General features: G+C 62.0%; 15 protein-coding genes. 5 read left to right on the top strand and 10 right to left on the bottom strand.

Annotation, left to right across the window (positions count from 1 at the left end; all coding sequences use genetic code 11):
* Window positions 1–101 precede the first annotated feature (101 nt).
* Window positions 102–1,010, top strand: coding sequence for a LysR family transcriptional regulator (locus tag AC1M7R_RS18550; protein ID WP_072432382.1), 909 nt, complete (start codon window positions 102–104; stop codon window positions 1,008–1,010).
* Window positions 1,011–1,023: 13 nt separating this feature from the next.
* Here the strand turns inward: AC1M7R_RS18550 and AC1M7R_RS18545 are convergent, their stop codons facing one another.
* The 4 genes from AC1M7R_RS18545 to AC1M7R_RS18530 form a co-directional block, all read right to left on the bottom strand.
* Window positions 1,024–1,890, bottom strand: a complete 867-nt coding sequence (locus AC1M7R_RS18545; RefSeq protein ID WP_490609800.1) for a carboxylate/amino acid/amine transporter — start codon at window positions 1,888–1,890, stop codon at window positions 1,024–1,026.
* A 65-nt stretch (window positions 1,891–1,955) separates the two neighbouring features.
* Window positions 1,956–3,824, bottom strand: coding sequence for an ATP-binding protein (locus tag AC1M7R_RS18540; protein ID WP_123595254.1), 1,869 nt, complete (start codon window positions 3,822–3,824; stop codon window positions 1,956–1,958).
* Window positions 3,825–4,146: 322 nt separating this feature from the next.
* A complete protein-coding gene (locus AC1M7R_RS18535; protein WP_072432384.1) occupies window positions 4,147–4,746 on the bottom strand; it encodes an FMN-dependent NADH-azoreductase in 600 nt (199 codons plus the stop codon).
* Window positions 4,747–4,896: 150 nt separating this feature from the next.
* Window positions 4,897–5,211, bottom strand: coding sequence for a 3-phosphoglycerate kinase (locus AC1M7R_RS18530; RefSeq protein WP_072398741.1), 315 nt, complete (start codon window positions 5,209–5,211; stop codon window positions 4,897–4,899).
* A 50-nt stretch (window positions 5,212–5,261) separates the two neighbouring features.
* On the opposite strand from AC1M7R_RS18530, the gene AC1M7R_RS18525 reads away from it, so the two are divergent.
* From AC1M7R_RS18525 to AC1M7R_RS18510, 4 genes are all read left to right on the top strand, one after another.
* Window positions 5,262–6,185, top strand: coding sequence for a PA3225 family LysR-type transcriptional regulator (locus AC1M7R_RS18525; RefSeq protein WP_072398740.1), 924 nt, complete (start codon window positions 5,262–5,264; stop codon window positions 6,183–6,185).
* Window positions 6,186–6,199: 14 nt separating this feature from the next.
* Window positions 6,200–7,003: an alpha/beta fold hydrolase gene (locus AC1M7R_RS18520; protein ID WP_072398739.1), complete on the top strand. Its 804-nt coding sequence runs from the start codon at window positions 6,200–6,202 to the stop codon at window positions 7,001–7,003.
* Between the two features lie 4 nt (window positions 7,004–7,007).
* The gene (locus AC1M7R_RS18515; RefSeq protein ID WP_072398738.1) at window positions 7,008–7,574 is read left to right on the top strand and encodes a peptidylprolyl isomerase; all 567 of its coding nucleotides are present in this window, start codon (window positions 7,008–7,010) and stop codon (window positions 7,572–7,574) included.
* A gap of 81 nt (window positions 7,575–7,655) precedes the next feature.
* Window positions 7,656–9,488, top strand: a complete 1,833-nt coding sequence (locus AC1M7R_RS18510; RefSeq protein ID WP_072459278.1) for an ABC transporter ATP-binding protein — start codon at window positions 7,656–7,658, stop codon at window positions 9,486–9,488.
* Window positions 9,489–9,685: 197 nt separating this feature from the next.
* Here AC1M7R_RS18510 and AC1M7R_RS18505 read toward each other — a convergent pair whose 3' ends face one another.
* The 6 genes from AC1M7R_RS18505 to hrpA form a co-directional block, all read right to left on the bottom strand.
* Window positions 9,686–10,810: a GNAT family N-acetyltransferase gene (locus AC1M7R_RS18505; RefSeq protein ID WP_072398736.1), complete on the bottom strand. Its 1,125-nt coding sequence runs from the start codon at window positions 10,808–10,810 to the stop codon at window positions 9,686–9,688.
* Window positions 10,811–10,949: 139 nt separating this feature from the next.
* Window positions 10,950–12,260: an OprO/OprP family phosphate-selective porin gene (locus AC1M7R_RS18500; RefSeq protein WP_072398735.1), complete on the bottom strand. Its 1,311-nt coding sequence runs from the start codon at window positions 12,258–12,260 to the stop codon at window positions 10,950–10,952.
* 278 nt (window positions 12,261–12,538) lie between these two features.
* The gene (locus AC1M7R_RS18495) at window positions 12,539–12,775 is read right to left on the bottom strand and encodes an anti-sigma factor family protein (protein ID WP_072398734.1); all 237 of its coding nucleotides are present in this window, start codon (window positions 12,773–12,775) and stop codon (window positions 12,539–12,541) included.
* On the bottom strand, window positions 12,769–13,380 hold the full coding sequence (locus AC1M7R_RS18490; protein ID WP_072398733.1) for an RNA polymerase sigma factor: 612 nt from the start codon (window positions 13,378–13,380) through the stop codon (window positions 12,769–12,771). The genes AC1M7R_RS18495 and AC1M7R_RS18490 overlap by 7 nt, the downstream gene beginning before the upstream one ends.
* 90 nt (window positions 13,381–13,470) lie before the next feature.
* Window positions 13,471–14,592 carry a beta-ketoacyl-ACP synthase III gene (locus tag AC1M7R_RS18485; protein WP_072398732.1) on the bottom strand — a complete coding sequence of 374 codons (1,122 nt, stop codon included), beginning with the start codon at window positions 14,590–14,592 and terminating at the stop codon, window positions 13,471–13,473.
* A gap of 338 nt (window positions 14,593–14,930) precedes the next feature.
* Window positions 14,931–18,842, bottom strand: a complete 3,912-nt coding sequence (gene hrpA / locus AC1M7R_RS18480; RefSeq protein WP_072398749.1) for an ATP-dependent RNA helicase HrpA — start codon at window positions 18,840–18,842, stop codon at window positions 14,931–14,933.
* Window positions 18,843–18,878: the final 36 nt, after the last annotated feature.

The raw sequence follows: 18,878 nt of genomic DNA, 5'->3' as shown, positions 1-18,878 counted from the left end.
TTCGTCGGTGTTGTCGTCGGCATGGGTGTACTTTAGGGGCTACCAATAAAAGGGACAATTACCTAAAATAGAGAATCATTGATTCTAAAATAGGGACAATAATGGATCGCATCGACTGCATGCGTGCCTTCGTCGTCACGGTCGGAGAAAACGGCTTTGCAGCCGCCGCCCGCGCCATGGACGTACCGAGGTCAAAGGTCAGCAAGCAAATCCAGGCGCTGGAAGAAGCGATTGGCGTGCAGCTGCTGCAACGCACCACGCGCAGCCTGCATCTCACCGAAGCGGGGGCCGAGTATTTCGAAGCGGCGCGGGAAGTGTTGGCGGCCCTGGATGAAGCCGAGCAACGGGCACGGGACGGGATTGGCGAACTGCGCGGGGTGTTGCGGGTCAACGCGCCGATGTCGTTCGGCCTGCGCCGGCTGGGCAAGTTGATCCCGCTGTTTCATGAACGGCATCCGAACATCGAGCTGCAGGTGGTGCTCAGCGACCAGCAGGTGGATCCGGTGCGCGGCGGTTTCGACGTGACCATCCGCATCGCCAGCATGCCCGACTCGACCATGATCGCCCGGCAACTGGCACCGGCCCCGCGAATCCTGGTGGCCGCCCCCGCCTATCTCGAGCGGGCGGGCGTGCCGCAGAACCCTCAGGACCTGCGCGCCCATCAATGCCTCAACTACGGCTACCTGCAAAGTGGCGCGAGCCTGCAACTGTGCAACGGCAAGGAGACGCAACGGGTCAATGTCACCGGCCCCCTGCATGTCAACAACGGCGACTTGCTGGCACAGGCCGCCGAGGCCGGCATGGGCATCGCGCTGCTGCCGGACTTCATCGTTGAAGATGCCCTGGCTGCCGGACGCCTGGTGCCGGTCCTGTGCGACTGGAAGGCGCCGGCGATCAGCATCAATGCCGTGTACTCGTCGGCACGGCGGCTACCGCAGAAAACCCGGGCGTTCATCGAATTTATGGTGGAGCAATTGGCGATCAAGCAGGGCGCTCCGGGCGCTTGCTGAGATCGCCGATGATTCACCTGGCAACCAGCGGTCTGCGCAAGCTCAAGCGGCTCATCCAGACCGCCGCCAGGATCACGCCCCCGCCCAGGAACAGCCGCCCCAGCTCCTCGTGCTGATTCCAGATCAGCAGGTTCAACAACAACCCCACCGGCACATGCAGGTTGTTCATCACCGCCAGCGTCCCGCCCTGTACCAGGCAGGCGCCTTTGTTCCACCAGTAAAGTCCCAGCGCCGTGGAGACCAGGCCAAGGAAAACCAGCACGCCCCATTGCAACGCAGCTTCAGGCCAGAAATCCGCCTTGCCGAACAGCAGGAACGCCGGCAGCACCACCGCCAGCGCACCGAGGTAGAAGTAGCCGAAACGCCGATAGTGCGGCAGATCGCTCGGGTAACGCGCCACCAGGCGCCGGTACAGGACCTGCCCGGCCGCGAAGGTGAAGTTGGCCAGTTGCAGCAGCAGGAAGCCCATGAAGAAATCCGGGCTGACCCGGTCATAGCGAATCACTGCGGCTCCCGCCACGGCCACCAGCGCCGCGATCAATGCCCAGGGATTGAATCGGCGGTTCAGTGCGTCTTCGATCAGAGTCACGTGCAATGGCGTGAGGATGGTAAACAGCAACACCTCGGGCACCGTCAATACCCGGAAGCTCAGGTACAGGCAGACGTAGGTCACGCCGAACTGCAAGGCGCCGATCAGCAGCATGCCGCGCATGAACGACGGTTCCACCTGGCGCCAGCGCGTCAGTGGAATGAACACCAGCCCGGCCAGCAGGACCCTTACCAGCACGGCAAAGTAGCTGTCGACATGCCCGGCCAGGTATTCGCCAATCAGGCTGAAGGAAAATGCCTGGATCAAGGTTACAAAAAGTAGATAGCCCATACGCCCCTCGTTTCGAATGGCGGCGAAGATAGCCGTTTTGACGCAGGGGGGCGAGCCTGGGCGGATTACGGATCGGGGATGGGAGCTGCGGCCGAGTGGCTGGCACCGCGTTGCCAATGGGCATTGGTCGCGCGCTGCAGCACTCGGGTCAGCGCTTGGAAGTTCGCCGGCTTGGTCAGAACGTCATCGGCGCCAGCGGCTCTGAAACGCTCGATCTCGCTGGAAAACGCGCTTGCGGTAAATGCAACGACATAACAGGTATCGCCACATGGAAGTTCGCGAATCCTGCGGATGGCCTCCAGACCGTCCATGACCGGCATGTTGATATCCATGAAAATGATCCCCGGGATCGCCGCCATGCACCGGTTGATCGCCTCCTGGCCGGTTGATGCCAGGTCCGGCGAATATCCCAGCTCCTGCAGCATCGCCATGGCGACTTTCTGGCTCACGGGATGATTCTCCACCAGAAGAATATCGAGCGGGTACTGGCTGGCAAAGGATGAGTCGTAACCCGCCTGCGCCTCCTCCTCGAGGGGGATTTGCGAAACTGGAAAGATTTCCATCGGGAGCGAGACGCTGAACGTCGACCCCACCCCGGGCTGACTGGTGAACGACAACGTTCCGCGCTGCGCCTCCACCAGGTTCTTGCAGATGGAAAGCCCCAGGCCACTCCCGGCGAAGCGCTGGTTGCTCGCCCTTGCGAGCTGGGAGAACGGCTGGAAGAGGTTGTGCTGCAGCTCCTCGGGAATGCCGATGCCGGTATCACGAATGGAAAAATCCAGCCAGGCCTGGGGGCCATGACCACTGGTCGTGACCTTGAGGGAGATCTTGCCGCTGTCGGTGAACTTGACCGCATTTCCCAGCAGGTTGATCAGTATCTGGCGAAGACAATCGCTATCGGTCTTGATCAACGATGGCACATCCGGCGAAACCTGGGCCTCGAGTACCACTGGCTTGTCCTGGATGTTCTGGCGGGTGATGTCGATACAGGACGAAACCAGCGCCCTGAGTTCGAAGATAGAAGGCTTGAGCTCCAGCTTGCCGGCTTCGATCTTCGCCAGGTCGAGCACGTTATCGATCAGGGAGAGCAGGGTTCGCCCGCTGGCATGAATCGTTTTCAACAGGCGGCTTTGCTCCGGATCCAGGTCGGATCGAGCCAGTAATTCGGTCGCGCCAATGACGCTGTACATCGGCGTGCGGATTTCATGGCTCATGGTCGCCAGGAACCGGGTTTTCGAACGATCGGCTTCTTCGGCGGCCTGTTTGGCCTGGTTCAACAGCCGTTCGTTCATGTGCAGCTCCTGGAGGTGGCCGCGCATGCGCAGAAGAATGAGCGCGAGAAAGACCAGGATGGCCACGACGATGTGATACAGCGAATCGTGGTTGAGCTGCTGGTAGTAATCTTCCAGGGTAATCTCGGCCCCGGCCACATAAACCGTTCCATCCCTTGATTTCATGGGGACGAAGACAGCGCGAAAGTCCCCCCAGTGATCCGAGTAATCGATCCAGGTGGGCTGCGTACGCTCGAAGCTGTCGAGCAGCGCCTGGCTGGCATCCGGGTAAGGATCGAAGAACCGCACGAAATTCTTCTCTCGGATTTCCTTTTCCGATGCGCTGGAGCTGATCAGGATGGCCTTGGCGTCACGTTTGATCACGCTATAGACGAAGGCGGTGCCCATGGACTCGTTGAAGCTGGAAAGCCGCTGGATGGCGTCCCAGTCCTGTTCCGGGGTCTTGGACTGCTTGTCGACCAGATTGTCATGGTAGCGGTCGCCCAGGATCGCCGAAGCGCCCAACGCGGCATGCAACAGTTTGTTATTGATGTTCTCGGTGAGTACGCCCTGGGTCTGGACGTAGAGATAGTAGATGTATCCACTGGCACCTAGGACATAAGCCAGAAGTAAAGCCCATGTCTTTCGTTTGAGTTTGAACATCTATGACAGCCTCCCTACTGCGCGCGCCCAAGCATAGGTTGATGACCGGCGGGAAACAATTCTTATCTCCCTGGGCTCGATCATGAAGGGCCGGTGTCGACTTGACCGAGCGCCCCGTTTCCCTTCCTCGGCCAGTGTCGCAATCGCTGCAGAACTCAAACCTCAGGTGAACAGGCAAAAAAAAGCCCGATGTCGCTAAAGCGTTCGATCGGGCTACGGCACTCAGGAGCAATAAGTGCAAAGGGAGGTTCGATGCGCAAAACGGTTTGAAGGGAAGCGCCAGGTCACTAGACCACCTGGCGATTATCCGAGGATTAACGGATCAGGCGACCTCGGCCAGTCTGGCATTGGCCTGGTTCAAGCCCTTCTCCTGGAAGTCGCCGCCCAGGTTCATGCCCTCGGCGTGGATGAAGGTCACATCATGGATGCCGATGAAGCCCATGACCTGGCGCAGGTAGGGTTCCTGATGGTCCGAACTGCCGCCGGCGTGGATCCCGCCACGGGCGGTCAGTACGAAGGCACGCTTGCCTACCAGCAGGCCCTGCGGGCCGGTGGGGGTGTATTTGAAGGTCACACCGGCGCGCAGCACATGGTCGAGCCAGGCTTTCAAGGTACTGGGGATAGCGAAGTTGTACATCGGCGCGGCCATGACCAGCACGTCGGCGGCGAGCAATTGATCGGTGAGCTGGTTGGAGCGCTCCAGCGAAGCAGTTTCCACTTCGTTGCGTTGCTCGGCAGGCTTCATCCAACCGCCCAGCAGGTTGGCGTCCAGATGAGGCACCGGGTTGACGGCCAGGTCCCGCACGCTGATTTCATCGCCGGGGTGGGCGGCTTGCCACTGCTTGATGAAGGTCTGGGTCAGTTGACGGGAAACCGAGTCTTGCTGGCGGGCACTGCTTTCGATGATCAGAACGCGGGACATGGGATGTAGCCTCCATCGGAAAATGTTGTCAGTCGATGGAGTGAAGGTTAAACGTGACCATATCGATGAAAAAGCGCAAATAACTGCTGCAAACCATCGATAATTTCGTTTATAAGCAAGGCACGCGTTGCAGCGCCGCCTTGCACCCGATCATTTCGGCTTGCAGGTCAGCACGATCCGCAGCTTGATGATGTCGCGATTGAACTTGGCGGTCACGTTCTTGAACTTGCCCGCGGCGACTTCGATCTTGCGAGTGCGAGGTGCCTCGGGACCATTGCGGAACAGCACGGTACAGGCCGCGTCGGTGTTGCCATAGTTGTTGACCTGGATGGAGCCGATATCGGCGTCGGTGTCGTAGGGGGTGTAGTCGATGCTGACGCCTTCGAGGTGTTTTTCCACGTCGATGGGGTAGGCAAAGGCAGTCAGCGGCAGCAGGGCCAGCAACGCACAACAGGTTTTTTTCATTCGGCAGTCTCCACCCGGGGACCGCCAGCTTAGGACAAGAGGAGCTCAATATGAAAGCGCCCCGTGTGACCCTTGATCAATGGCGAACGTTGCAGGCGGTAGTGGACCACGGCGGCTTCGCCCAGGCCGCCGAAGTGTTGCACCGCTCCCAGTCATCGGTGAGCTACACCGTGGCCCGCATGCAGGACCAGCTCGGCGTGCCGCTGCTGCGTATCGATGGACGCAAGGCCGTGCTGACCGAAGCCGGGGGCGTGCTGTTGCGTCGTTCCCGGCAACTGGTTAAACAGGCCAGCCAACTGGAGGACCTGGCCCATCACATGGAACAAGGCTGGGAAGCGGAAGTGCGCCTGGTGGTCGACGCCGCCTACCCCACCGCCCGTCTCGTACGGGCGCTGACGGCATTCATGCCCCAGAGCCGCGGTTGCCGGGTGCGCCTGCGCGAGGAGGTGCTGTCCGGCGTCGAAGAAGTATTGCTCGAAGGCGTGGCCGACCTGGCCATCAGCGGTTTCAGCATTCCCGGTTACCTGGGGGCGGAATTGAGCGACGTGGAATTCGTCGCGGTGGCCCATCCCGAACACGCCCTGCATCGGCTCAATCGCGAACTCAGTTTCCAGGACCTGGAAAGCCAGCTGCAGGTGGTGATCCGCGACTCCGGTCGCCAGCAGCCCCGTGACGTGGGCTGGCTCGGCGCCGAGCAGCGCTGGACCGTCGGCAGCCTCGCCACCGCCGCCACCTTCGTCAGCAGCGGCCTGGGCTTCGCCTGGCTGCCCCGGCACATGATCGAACGGGAATTGAGAGAAGGCACGCTTAAGCGGCTACCCTTGGACCAGGGCGGCAGTCGCAACCCGAGCTTCTATCTGTATTCGAACAAGGAAAAACCCTTGGGGCCGGCCACGCAGATTCTCATCGAACTGCTGCGCACCTTCGACACCGCGCCGCTGGATGCGCCCTTTGCCGCCCCTGAACAAGCCTGACAAGGATTTCGCCGATGGCCTATTTCGTTCATGAAGATTGCAACCTGCATTACGAGGAATATGGCCACGGCGCCCCGTTGGTCCTGGTCCACGGGCTGGGCTCCAGCACTCAGGACTGGGAAAAGCAGATCCCGGTGTTATCCGCCCATTACCGCCTGATCGTCGTGGACGTGCGCGGCCACGGCCGTTCCGACAAACCCCGCGGACGCTACAGCATCGAAGCCTTCAGCGCCGACCTGGTGGCCCTGATCGAGCACCTGGCCCTGGGCCCGGTGCACTTGGTGGGCTGGTCCATGGGAGGCATGATCGGCTTTCAACTGGCCGTAGACGAACCCCGCCTGGTCAGGAGCCTGTGCATCGTCAACAGCGCTCCCCAGGTCAAGATCCGTACCGCGGACGATTGCTGGCAATGGTTCAAGCGCTGGAGCCTGATGCGCATCCTCAGCCTGGAAACCATCGGCAAGGCCCTCGGTGCCAAGCTTTTCCCCAAGCCCCACCAGAGCGCCCTGCGACTGGAAATGGCCCGGCGCTGGGCAACCAATGACAAACATGCTTATCTCGCCAGCTTCGACGCCGTCGTGGGCTGGGGGGTCCAGGAACGACTTTCCCGGATCGCCTGTCCAACCCTGGTCATCTGCGCCGATCACGACTACACCCCGGTGGCAGTCAAAGAAGCCTATGTAAAGCTGCTGCCCGATGCACGGCTGGTAGTCATCGCCGATTCACGGCACGCTACCCCGCTGGATCAACCCGAACACTTCAACCAAACCCTGCTCGACTTTCTGATCGCAGTCGACTCCACCCCTCAGGATCATTGAACCCATGCTGAAAAACATCGCCCTCGCCGTCGGCTCCGTCCTGTTTGCCGCCAACCTGATGGCCGCGCAGCCGGCCAAGGCGCCCCACGTAGTGCTGGAGACCACCAACGGCCAGATCGAAATCGAACTGGACCCGGTCAAGGCTCCCGTCAGTACGCAGAACTTTCTCGAGTACGTGGACAGCGGCTTCTACAACGGCACGATCTTCCACCGGGTGATCCCGGGCTTCATGGCCCAGGGCGGTGGCTTCACCCCGCAGATGCGACAGAAGGACACCAAGGACCCGATCAAGAACGAAGCCAGCAACGGCCTGCATAACGTACGCGGCACCCTGGCCATGGCCCGCACGTCCAACCCGAATTCGGCCACCAGCCAATTCTTCATCAACGTCGCCGACAATGCGTTCCTCGACCCGGGCCGCGACGCCGGCTACGCGGTCTTCGGCAAAGTGGTCAAGGGCATGGACGTGGTGGACATCATCGTCAACTCCCCCGCCGCTACCAAACAAGGCATGCAAAACGTGCCGATCGATCCTGTGATCATCAAGTCGGCCAAGCGCGTCGACCAATAAAGGCACAGGGCAAGCCTGAGCGGCGGCTGATCGAGCGCCGCTCACAGCAGAAAGGAGAGCCCTCGCCCGGGCTGTTTATCCATGGTTTACCGCCGTTTCGAAAAACTGATCGACATCTTCCGCGACGCGCCGAGCGCCGCTCCACCTGACCGCGTCCTGCCCTTCTACACCTACTACCTGAAGCAGGTCTGGCCAAGCTTCGCCGTGCTGCTGGTGGTGGGCTTGATCGGCGCCCTGATCGAAGTGGCGCTGTTCAGCTACCTGAGCCGCATCATCGACCTGGCCCAGGGCACGCCCAACGTCGACTTCTTCAAGATCCACGGCCTGGAGCTGGCGTGGATGGCAGTGGTGGCGTTGATCCTGCGGCCCATTTTCGTGGCCCTGCATGACCTGCTGGTGCACCAGACCCTGAGCCCCGGCATGACCAGCCTGATCCGCTGGCAGAATCACAGCTATGTGCTCAAGCAGAGCCTGAATTTCTTCCAGAACGACTTCGCCGGACGCATCGCCCAGCGCATCATGCAGACCGGCAACTCCCTGCGCGATTCGGCGGTACAGGCCGTGGACGCGCTGTGGCACGTGCTGATCTACGCCATCAGTTCGCTGGTGCTGTTCGCCGAAGCCGACTGGCGCCTGATGATCCCGCTGCTGCTGTGGATCAGCGCCTACATCGGCGCGCTCTACTACTTCGTGCCACGGGTCAAGGAACGCTCCGTGGTGTCCTCCGATGCCCGCTCCAAGCTCATGGGCCGGATCGTCGACGGCTACACCAACATCACCACCCTGAAGCTGTTCGCCCATACCCATTTCGAACAGCAGTACGCACGCGAGGCTATCGAGGAGCAGACCGAAAAGGCCCAGCTGGCCGGACGCGTGGTGACCAGCATGGACGTGGTGATCACCAGCATGAACGGGATGCTGATCGTCGGCACCACCGCCTTGGCGCTGTGGCTATGGACCCAATCGCTGATCAGCGTCGGCGCCATTGCCCTGGCGACGGGGCTGGTGATTCGTATCGTCAACATGTCCGGCTGGATCATGTGGGTGGTCAATGGCATCTTCGAGAACATCGGCATGGTCCAGGACGGCCTGCAGACCATCGCCCAGCCAGTTACCGTCACCGACCGCGACCACGCCAAGCCCCTGGAGGTGGCCCGTGGTGAAGTGCGCTTCGAGCATGTGGATTTCCACTATGGCAAGAAGAGCGGCGTGATCAGCGACCTGAACCTGACCATCAGGCCAGGGGAAAAGATCGGCCTGATCGGCCCGTCCGGCGCGGGGAAATCCACCCTGGTCAACCTGTTGCTGCGCCTGTATGACGTACAGGGCGGACGCATTCTCATCGACGGCCAGGACATCGCCGAAGTGAGCCAGGAAAGCCTGCGCGAACGGATTGGCATGATCACCCAGGACACCTCGCTGCTGCACCGCTCGATTCGCGACAACCTGCTCTACGGCAAGCCCGACGCCACCGATGCGCAGCTATGGGAAGCCGTACACAAGGCCCGGGCCAATGAGTTCATCCCGTTGTTATCCGATGCCCAGGGCCGTACCGGTTTCGATGCCCATGTGGGCGAGCGCGGCGTGAAACTGTCTGGCGGCCAGCGCCAGCGCATCGCCATTGCCCGGGTGCTGCTCAAGGATGCGCCGATCCTGATCATGGACGAAGCGACCTCAGCCCTGGACTCCGAAGTGGAGGCCGCCATCCAGGAAAGCCTGGAGACGCTGATGCAGGGCAAGACCGTGATCGCCATTGCCCACCGCCTCTCGACCATCGCTCGCATGGACCGCCTGGTGGTACTGGAAAACGGCCGCATCGCCGAAACCGGCAGCCATGCCGAACTGCTGGCCCACGGCGGGTTGTATGCGCGGTTATGGCAGCATCAGACCGGAGGTTTCGTGGGGATCGACTGAGCTGAGAGGTGTGGCTTGGCCCCATGAACAAGGAGCTGACGGCTTGCTCACTGTGGCGAGGGGATTTATCCCCATCGGGCTCCTGGCAGGCTGAACCCGGCTGGCCTGACAGAGCGCAGTCTCAGGTTTTTGGGTTGCTGCGCAACCCAGCGGGAATAAATCCCCTCGCCACAGGGGCCGGTGTCGGTCAGCCGATATCAGCACTGCCGATACGGCAGTGCCATCCTGGCCTCTTCGGCATAGGCCAACACGCCTTCATGCTCGCGGGCGAGGAAATCCGCCACTGCCGCTTTCAACCCGGGGTGGCGCAGGTAATGCCAGGAGCGGGTGATCACCGGCTCGAAACCGCGAATCAGCTTATGCTCGCCCTGGGCACCCGCATCGAAACGCTGCAAACCGTGGGCAATGGCGTAGTCCATGCCCTGGTAGAAACAGGTTTCGAAATGCAGGCGGTCGAACTCCGCCAGGCAGCCCCAATAGCGCCCGTAGAAGCTGTCGCCCCCCACCAGGCTGAATGCCATCGCCACCGGCCGGGTGCCTTGCCTGGCCAGGACCACGCGAATGGCCTCGGGCATGCGTTCGGCCAACAGGCTGAAAAATGCCCGGGTCAGGTACGGCGCCTGCCGGCGTATCGCATAGGTATTGGCGTAACAGGCATAGACAAAATCCCACGACGCCTCATCCAGTTGATGCCCCTCGAGCCATTCGAACTCGATGCCCTGCCCTGCCACCTGCTCGCGTTCCTTGCGCATCTGCTTGCGCTTGCGGGAGCTGAGCACGTCGAGGAAATCCTGGAAATCCCGATAACCGCGATTCTGCCAGTGGTACTGGCAGCCGATTCGCTGCAGCCAGCCCTCCTGCCCGGCCAGCGCCGAGTCGGTGAAGGCGTCGGTAAAGTTGATATGGGCGCTGGATAGCCCTTCGATTTCCAGGTAGCCCGGCAGGCTGGCCAGCAACTCCAGGCCGTCCTCGACCCGAGCCGCCAGCAGTCGCGGACCGCTGACCGGGCTGAACGGCACCGCCGTCAGCAGCTTGGGGTAATAGTCGATCCCGGCACGGGCACAGGCGTCGGCCCAGCCATGATCGAACACATATTCGCCGTAGGAATGCCACTTGCGATAACTGGGCAAGGCGGCCAGCAGACGACCCTCTTCGATATGCAGCAGATGTTCCGGCCGCCAGCCGGATTGCGCGCCCAGGCTGGCGCTGTCTTCCAACGCGCCCAGGAAGGCGTGGCGCAGGAACGGTTGGTTGGCGGGCACCAGTGCGTCCCACTCTTGAGGCGCGATGGCGGACAGGTTGTCCAGGACGTGTAGCGGCATGCGGTTCCCCGATCTCCAGACTGCGGATGGGGCGAGTATCGCCGATCTCGGCCTGCGCACCATAAAAAAACCCCGCCGGAGCGGGGTCGAAAGGAGCTTTAACGGATGAAGAAAGAGCTCTGTATCAAGTCAGCGCGATTCAGAACACGTACTGGGCACGGACCACGAAGCCGTCACCGTCGTCATCGCCATTGGCGTTGGTGACCTTGTCGGTCTTGGCCTTGATGTAGGCACCGGTGATTTTCACGGCTTCGTTGGCGTACCAGTTCACACCCAGGTTGTGCACCTTGGCTTCGGCATCGCCCACTTCACGGGTGGCCGAGGCCGTGGTGATGTTGTCGTCCTCGACGGTCAGGCTGTCGAAGCGATAGAACAGTTCCCAGGCACCGATGGACTTGTTCTGAGGCTTGATCGAATCGAATTTGCCGACCTTGTAGCCACGGGACTCACCGGTGAGGGTGTAGGCGCCCTGCACGTAGAAACCGTGGCCCTTGATGTCTTCGAAACCGTCGGCGTCAGCCTTGGTCTTGCGGGTGACGTATTCACCCTGGATCGAGGCCGGGCCCATGGCGAAGGCGGCTTCCAGGCCGAACGCGGTGTCACGGTCGTAGGAGCCGGCCGGCGAGTTGTTGGCACCGCCCAGTACCGGACGGTTGCCGTTCGGACCGGCATCGTTGCCGCCGAGGGTTTCCACGCCACGCATCCCCAGGCGGGAGCGATAACGCGCGTCGAACACGGTGTCGGACACGTCACGGGAAGCCACGTTCACACCGAAGTGCAGCACGTTGCCGGCGTCATGCATCGGCGCGAACACGAAACGGCCGTTGACTTGCTTGACGCTGTCGCCGTCGGTGTCGTCGGTGTCCTTGCTGAACACACCGGCCGAGGCATAGAACGAATCGGCGAAGGTGCTGGAGGCTTGCAGGCCCAGGCCGTTCTGGTGGCTGTTGGTCCAGTCGATCAGGTCGTAGGCAGCGTTGCGCTCAGGTGCGGTGACCCACTTGGAGCTGGTGGCTTTTTCCAGGCCGAAGTCGGGGTCGAAACGACCGACCTTGATCGAAACCGGCTTGAAGCCGTTGTAGGCCAGGGACGCTTCGTCGAAATAGCCGTTGTCGGAGTCGCCGCTGTTGTGGGACATGTCGTAGTTGATGGTGTAGGCCCAATCCGTGTACAGCACGCCGGACAGTTCCAGGAAGGCGCGGCGGATGTAGGCGGCATCGGCCGAATTGCCGTTGTCGGTGTAGATGCCGTCGAACTGGCTGTAGTCAGCCTGCAAACGACCGCCAAGCTTGAAGCTGAACTCTTTGTCAGTGGTGGCGACTTCAAGGCCGCCCTTGGTTTTGACCACGATATCGGCGCCGTCGGTGGTGACGGTACCGGCGAAAGCCTGGGCGGTTACTGCCATTGCCAGCGCGCTGGCGGCAAAACCTGCGAAGTGCTTACGGATCATCGAAGAATTCCCCTGTTGGTAGTCTATGCGTTAGAAAACACGCGGAAACGGGCCCGCTGGTGTTGGGAGGGGATCTTGGCGGCGGGTTGTGTCAGGCAAGTTGCCATCACATAAAGATTTCATGACAGCGGAACTTTTTACTTCGAATTGAAATAACCAGTACCACGGCCAGCCCTTGTGGGAGCGAGCTTGCTGGCGCTAGCGGCATGTCAGTGACAGCTTTTTGCCTGATACACCGCCATCGCGAGCAAGCTCGCTCCCACAGGGGCTCTCAGGACTCAGCGGATGTTTCGGCGACGCTCGGCGGCAAGCTTTTCGGCGAGGTGATCCAGATCGGGAATGGGGGGTTGGGGAAGACGCTTGAGCGTCGCCTGCATCAGGCGCATCTGGCGGATAAAACGCCGGCAGTTGGGGCAGAACATCAGGTGATGGCGCACCATCAGGCGCTCACGAAAGGTCAATTGACCATCGAGGTAATCGCTGGAGCGCGCTACTTGTTCCTTGCAGGTCAGCATTCACCGGTTTCCTCGAAATGTTCCACCGTCGCAAAGACCTTCAGCCGTGCGCGATGCAACAGCACCCGTACATTGGAGAGCGTCAGGTCCAGAAGATTACAGATTTCCTGCAACTCCAGCCCCTGCCGCTCCCGCAGGTCCAATACGCTGCCCTGCAGTTGCGACAGGCTGAGCAGCGTGTGTTCGAGGCAATCACGTAACTCGCCTTCGGTAAGCAAGGCCTCGGGCGAGTCCTGATGCCAGGCGAACGGCGCCAGCAGCCAATGGCCATCGGCGGCGAAACGATCGTCCCCCACGGTGCCGTGAGGCGACGGCAGGTCATCGAGCAGCACCTCGCGACGATTCTGCTTGTAGCGCCCTTTGGCTGTGTTGGCGGTGATGGTCAACAGCCAGGTCTTGAGACTGGAGCGCCCCTGGAACCCGCTGAGATTTCGCACCACCGACAGCCAGGCGTCCTGTACCACTTCATCGGCATGACGGCTGCCGACGATGGCATAGGCCACGGCGCGCATCGGCCCCTGATAGGTGCCGACCAATTCCTTGTAGGCCTGCTGCTCGCCCGCCAGCAGGCGCTGGAGCAGCTGGGTGTCATCGATGGCCGTCATTCAATCCCCCGCTGCCTGGCAAGACTGACGATGTATTCGTGGCGAGGGGATTTATCTCCTCGTCAATGAACCGTCTCGCCGAAGTGTGGATCAACGCTTGCGCAGGATCACGCTGCCGATCGAATAGCCGGCGCCGAACGAGCTGAGCACCGCGACCGAGCCGCTGGGCAGGTCGTCCTGATACTTGTGAAACGAAATCACCGAACCGGCCGAGCTGGTGTTGGCGTAGGTATCGAGAATCACTGGTGCTTCCGCCTCGGTGGCCTCGCGCCCCAGCAGCTTGCGCACGATCAGCTGGTTCATGCTCAGGTTGGCCTGATGCAGCCAGAAACGCTTCACTTCGCCGACGTTCAGCTGGTTTTCTTCCAAGTGAGCCCCGATCAGCTCGGCCACCATCGGGCAGACGTCACGGAAGACCTTGCGACCTTCCTGGACGAACAGCTTGTCCCGGGTGCCGATGCCCTCTTCTGCCGCACGGTTGAGGAAGCCGAAATTGTTGCGGATGTTATTGGAGAACTTGGTGAGCAGCTTGGTGCTGACCACATCGAACTGGTACGGCGACGTCGCCAGGTCCGCTCGCTCGATGATCACCGCGGTGGCGGCGTCACCGAAAATGAAGTGGCTGTCGCGGTCGCGAAAGTTCAGGTGGCCGGTGCACACCTCGGGGTTGACCATGAGGATGGCCCGGGCCTGGCCCAGTTGCACGCTGTTGGCTGCCGCCTGGATGCCGAATGTGGCCGAGGAACAGGCCACGTTCATGTCGAAGCCGAAGCCCTCGATCCCCAGGGCTTCCTGGACCTCGATGGCGATGGCCGGGTATGGGCGCTGCAGGTTGGAACAGGCGACGATCACCCCGTCGATGTCGGCGGCCGTGCGGCCGGCGCGTTCCAGGGCCTGACGGGCGGCACCGACGGCCATTTCGCACAGCACCGACCACTCTTCGTTGGAGCGCTCGGGCAGGCGCGGGGTCATGCGTTGCGGGTCGAGGATGCCGTCCTTGTCCATGACAAAGCGGCTCTTGATACCGGAAGCCTTTTCGATGAACGCTGCGCTGGATTCGGTCAATGCCTCCACTTCACCCCGCTCGATGGCCTCGGCATTGTCGGTATTGAACTGCGCGACGTAGGTGTTGAAGGATTGCACCAGCTCTTCATTGGAAATGCTGTTGGCCGGGGTGTACAGGCCGGTGCCACTGATGACGACGTTATACATGGTCGTGTCTCTGATCTGTTCAGGCAGAAAGCATTGGTACAACCGTACCAATACACAAAGGGTCTTTTCCCATCCTGGGGAAGCAGACCTGGCATCGCTTTATTCCGATCCGCCCGTGGCATTGAAGCTCAAAACCACGGGACCGGCATTTATAGGCGCGAAGTTTGCCATAAACGCTGGCGTTTGGCCCATTCTCCCTCACTTACAACACAAAACCTGTGGGAGCGAGCTTGCCCGCGATTGCGGTGTATCAGTCAACATCAATGCAAGCTGAACCACCGCTATCGCGAGCAAGCTCGCTCCCACAGGGGTCATGGGGCTACCCCCTGATTCTGCGATCAGCCCTCTACCACGCTCCACTGCTTGCCCAGGCGCTTATCGGAAATCGGCACCTTGGTTCCCAGTTGCTGGGCAAACAGCGATACCCGGTACTCCTCCAGCCACCAGCGATACACCTCCAGCTGCGGATCGCGCTTGCCTTCCTGGGCGTGCTTGGCGGCACGGGCCTGGTACTGCGCCCAGAGGTTCGACAACTCGCCGCTCCAGACCCGATCCTTCTGCACCTGGCTGCCCAGCTTTTCGAAGCGCTGCTCGACGGCCCTGAGGTAGCGCGGCAACTCCTTGAGCCACTGGTGCGGGGTTTCGCGCACGAAACCGGGGTACACCAGATGGCTGATTTGCTGCTTGATGTCGTTCAGGGCCACGGCCTGGGCCAGGTCGATCTTGCCCTTGAAGCGCTTTTGAAGACCGTGCCAGAGCTTGAGGATGTCCAGGGTCAGCTTCGCCAGGCGTTCGGCGTGCTCGGTCCAGCCGCCGCGCTTGCGCTCGGCCAGGGAAGCCAGCGCGGCGCCGTCGCGGGGCAGGTTCGCTTCGCCTTCCAGTATGCAGCTGTCGAGGCTGGCCAGCAGGATGTCTTCCACCAGGCTATCGATACGGCCCAGCTCGCGATACAGCAGGCCCAGCTCCGTCAGGCCCGGCAACTTGCCTCGCAGGAACTTCGCCGTCTCGGCCAGTTGCTGCATCAGCAGCCGTTGCAGGGCGCGGCGATGCTGGAATTCGGCTTCGGCGGGGGTCGGGAAACGACCTTCCTTGACCACGCCTCCCTCTTCCACCAAAGCCGGGTAGACCGTCATCGACAAGCCGGCGATCTGCTGCTGGGTTTTCTCGGCCACTGGCGCGAACACCTTGGCTTGCACCGGCGCCTGGCTTTTCGCCGTCTGGGGCACGGCCAGGGCCGCCTGGCTGGCTTCGGCAAATCGCGCCGTCAGCTCGGCCAGGTCACGGCCTTCGCCCAGGAACTTGCCCTGGCCATCGACGATTTCCAGGTTCATGCGCAGGTGGCTTTCCACCTGCTGCGCGGCTTCCGTCCAGGCTTCGTCGCTGACCCGCGCACCGGTCATGCGCAGCAGTTCACGGCCCAGCGCTTGAGGCAGCGAACCTTCGGCGAACGTGATGCGTTGCAGCGCGGCCTTGACGAAGTCCGGCACCGGTACGAAGTTCTTGCGCAAGGCCTTGGGCAGGTTGCGCACCAGGGCGATGCACTTGGCCTCGAGCATGCCGGGCACCAGCCATTCCAGGCGCTCCGGCGGCAACATGGGCAGCAGCGGCGCCGGTACGCGCAGCGTCACGCCGTCGCGCGGATGATTGGGCTCGAAGTGATAGCTCAACGGCAAGGTCAGGTCGCCGACACGCAATGTGTCGGGGAAATGCGCGGCAGTGACCTCACTGGCCTCGCGCGCCAGCACGTCCTCTTCACGCATGATCAGCAACTGCGGGTCTTTCTGGCTGTTGATCCGGTACCAGCTGTCGAAGGTCGCCGTCTGGTGGATCTCGGCGGGCAGCCGCGCGTCGTAGAACGCGAACAGGGTTTCCTCATCCGCCAGGATGTCCCGCCGGCGGGCCTTGGCCTCCAGTTCGTCGAGCTGCTCCAGCAAGCGGGTATTGGCCCCCAGGCATTTGGCCCTGGACTGGATCTCGCCGCGCACCAGGGCCTCGCGAATGAACAGTTCCCGGGACACCACCGGGTCCACCGGGCCGTAGTGCACTGGCCGACGCCCGACCACGATCAACCCGAACAGAGTGATCTGCTCATAGGCCACCACCTGCCCACGTTTCTTCTCCCAATGGGGCTCGAAGTGGTTCTTCTTGATCAGGTGTCCGGCCAGGGGTTCGATCCAGTCCGGCTCGATCCTGGCCACCATGCGCGCGTACAGCTTGGTGGTTTCCACCAGTTCGGCGGTCATCAGCCACTGCGGACGCTTCTTGCCCAGGCCCGATGACGGATGCACCCAGAACCTTCGCTGACGGGCGCCGAGGTAGTCACCGTCCTCGGTTTTCTGGCCGATCTGGCTGAGCAGGCCCGAGAGCACCGCCTTGTGCAGTTTCGGGTAATCCGCCGGGTCCTTGTTGAGGCTCAGCTGCATGTCGCGGCAGATCAGGCTCAACTGGCGGTGGGAATCGCGCCACTCTCGCAGACGCAGGTAATTGAGGAAGTTCTTCCGGCACCAGTTGCGCAACGGGCTGGCGGTCAGGGCCTGGCGCTGTTCTTCGAAACCACGCCACAGATTGACCAGCCCGGCGAAATCCGAATCCGGATCCTTCCACTGGGCGTGGGCCTGATCGGCCGCCTGCTGGCGCTCGGGCGGACGCTCCCGCGGATCCTGGATCGACATGGCGCTGGCGACGATCAGCACTTCCTGCAGGCTGCCCAGCTTCGCCGCCTCCAGCAACATGCGGCCCATACGCGGGTCTACTGGCAGGCGCGCCAGCTGACGACCCAGTGCGGTCAATTGGCCGTTGCGGTCCACCGCCGACAACTCTTGCAGCAGGTTGAAACCGTCGCTGATGGCCTTGCCGTCCGGCGGCTCGATGAACGGAAAATCGGTGATTTCACCCAGGCGCAGGTGCAGCATCTGCAGGATCACCGCCGCCAGGTTGGTGCGCAGGATCTCCGGGTCGGTGAATTCCGGCCGCCCGAGAAAATCCTCCTCGCTGTACAACCGCACGCAGATCCCCGGCTCGACCCGCCCGCAGCGCCCCTTGCGCTGGTTGGCGCTGGCCTGGGAAATGGCCTCGATGGGCAGGCGCTGGACCTTGGCCCGATAGCTGTAGCGGCTGATGCGCGCGGTGCCGCTGTCGATCACATAGCGGATGCCCGGCACGGTCAGCGAGGTCTCGGCGACGTTGGTCGCCAGCACCACGCGCCGGCCCGGGTGAGACTGGAAGATCCGCTGCTGTTCGGCCGGCGACAAGCGGGCATAGAGCGGCAGGATCTCGGTGTGCTTGAGCTGGGCCTTGCGCAGCATCTCGGCCGCGTCGCGAATTTCCCGCTCGCCCGGCAGGAAAACCAGCACATCCCCAGGGCTGCGGCGTTCGCTGCGCTCATGGGCGGCGATTTCATCCAGCGTGGCCAGGATGGCCTGGTCGACGGTCAGGTCGTCCTCGACCCGGTTGCCTTCCTCGTCCTGCTCCAGGGTCAGGGGCCGATACCAGGTTTCCACCGGGAAGGTACGGCCCGAGACTTCCACGATCGGAGCGTTGTCGAAATGCCTGGAGAAGCGCTCCAGGTCGATGGTGGCCGAAGTGATGATGACCTTGAGGTCGGGACGACGGGGCAAGAGGGTCTTCAGGTAGCCGAGCAGGAAATCGATGTTCAGGCTGCGCTCGTGGGCTTCGTCGACGATGATCGTGTCGTAGCGCTCGAGGTAACGGTCGTTCTGGGTTTCGGCCAGCAGGATGCCGTCGGTCATCAGTTTGACCAGTGTGTTGGCATCGCTCTGGTCTTCGAACCGCACCTGATACCCCACCAACGCTCCCAGCGGCGTCCCCAGTTCCTCGGCCACGCGGCTGGCCACGCTGCGGGCGGCGATCCGCCGTGGCTGGGTGTGGCCGATCAGGCCATGCTGGCCGCGACCGATTTCCAGGCAGATCTTGGGCAACTGCGTGGTTTTGCCCGAGCCGGTTTCGCCGGCGATGATCAGCACCTGGTGTTTTCGCAACGCGTCCTTGATTTCATCGCGCTTGGCGGCGATCGGCAGACTGTCGTCATAACGGATCACCGGCAGGCTGGCCTTGCGCGCCAGCACCTGGTCGCACGACGCCTGCATCCGCGTCACCCACTGGGCCAGTTTCGCCTCGTCGGGTTTCTTGCGCAGCTCGAGCAACTGACGCCGCAACCGGTGACGGTCGGCGAGCATGGCGTGGTCGAGGTTCTTCAGCAGTTTGTCGATAGCGGGGGCTTGGTCAGTCATCAGGTACGCAAGGGTCATCGGTTTGAGCAAGGGGCG

It is taken from the genome of Pseudomonas sp. MS01C9 (assembly GCF_058202755.1).
Note: the sequence above shows the minus strand (reverse complement) of the source record. Positions and strands in the feature narration are given on the sequence as shown.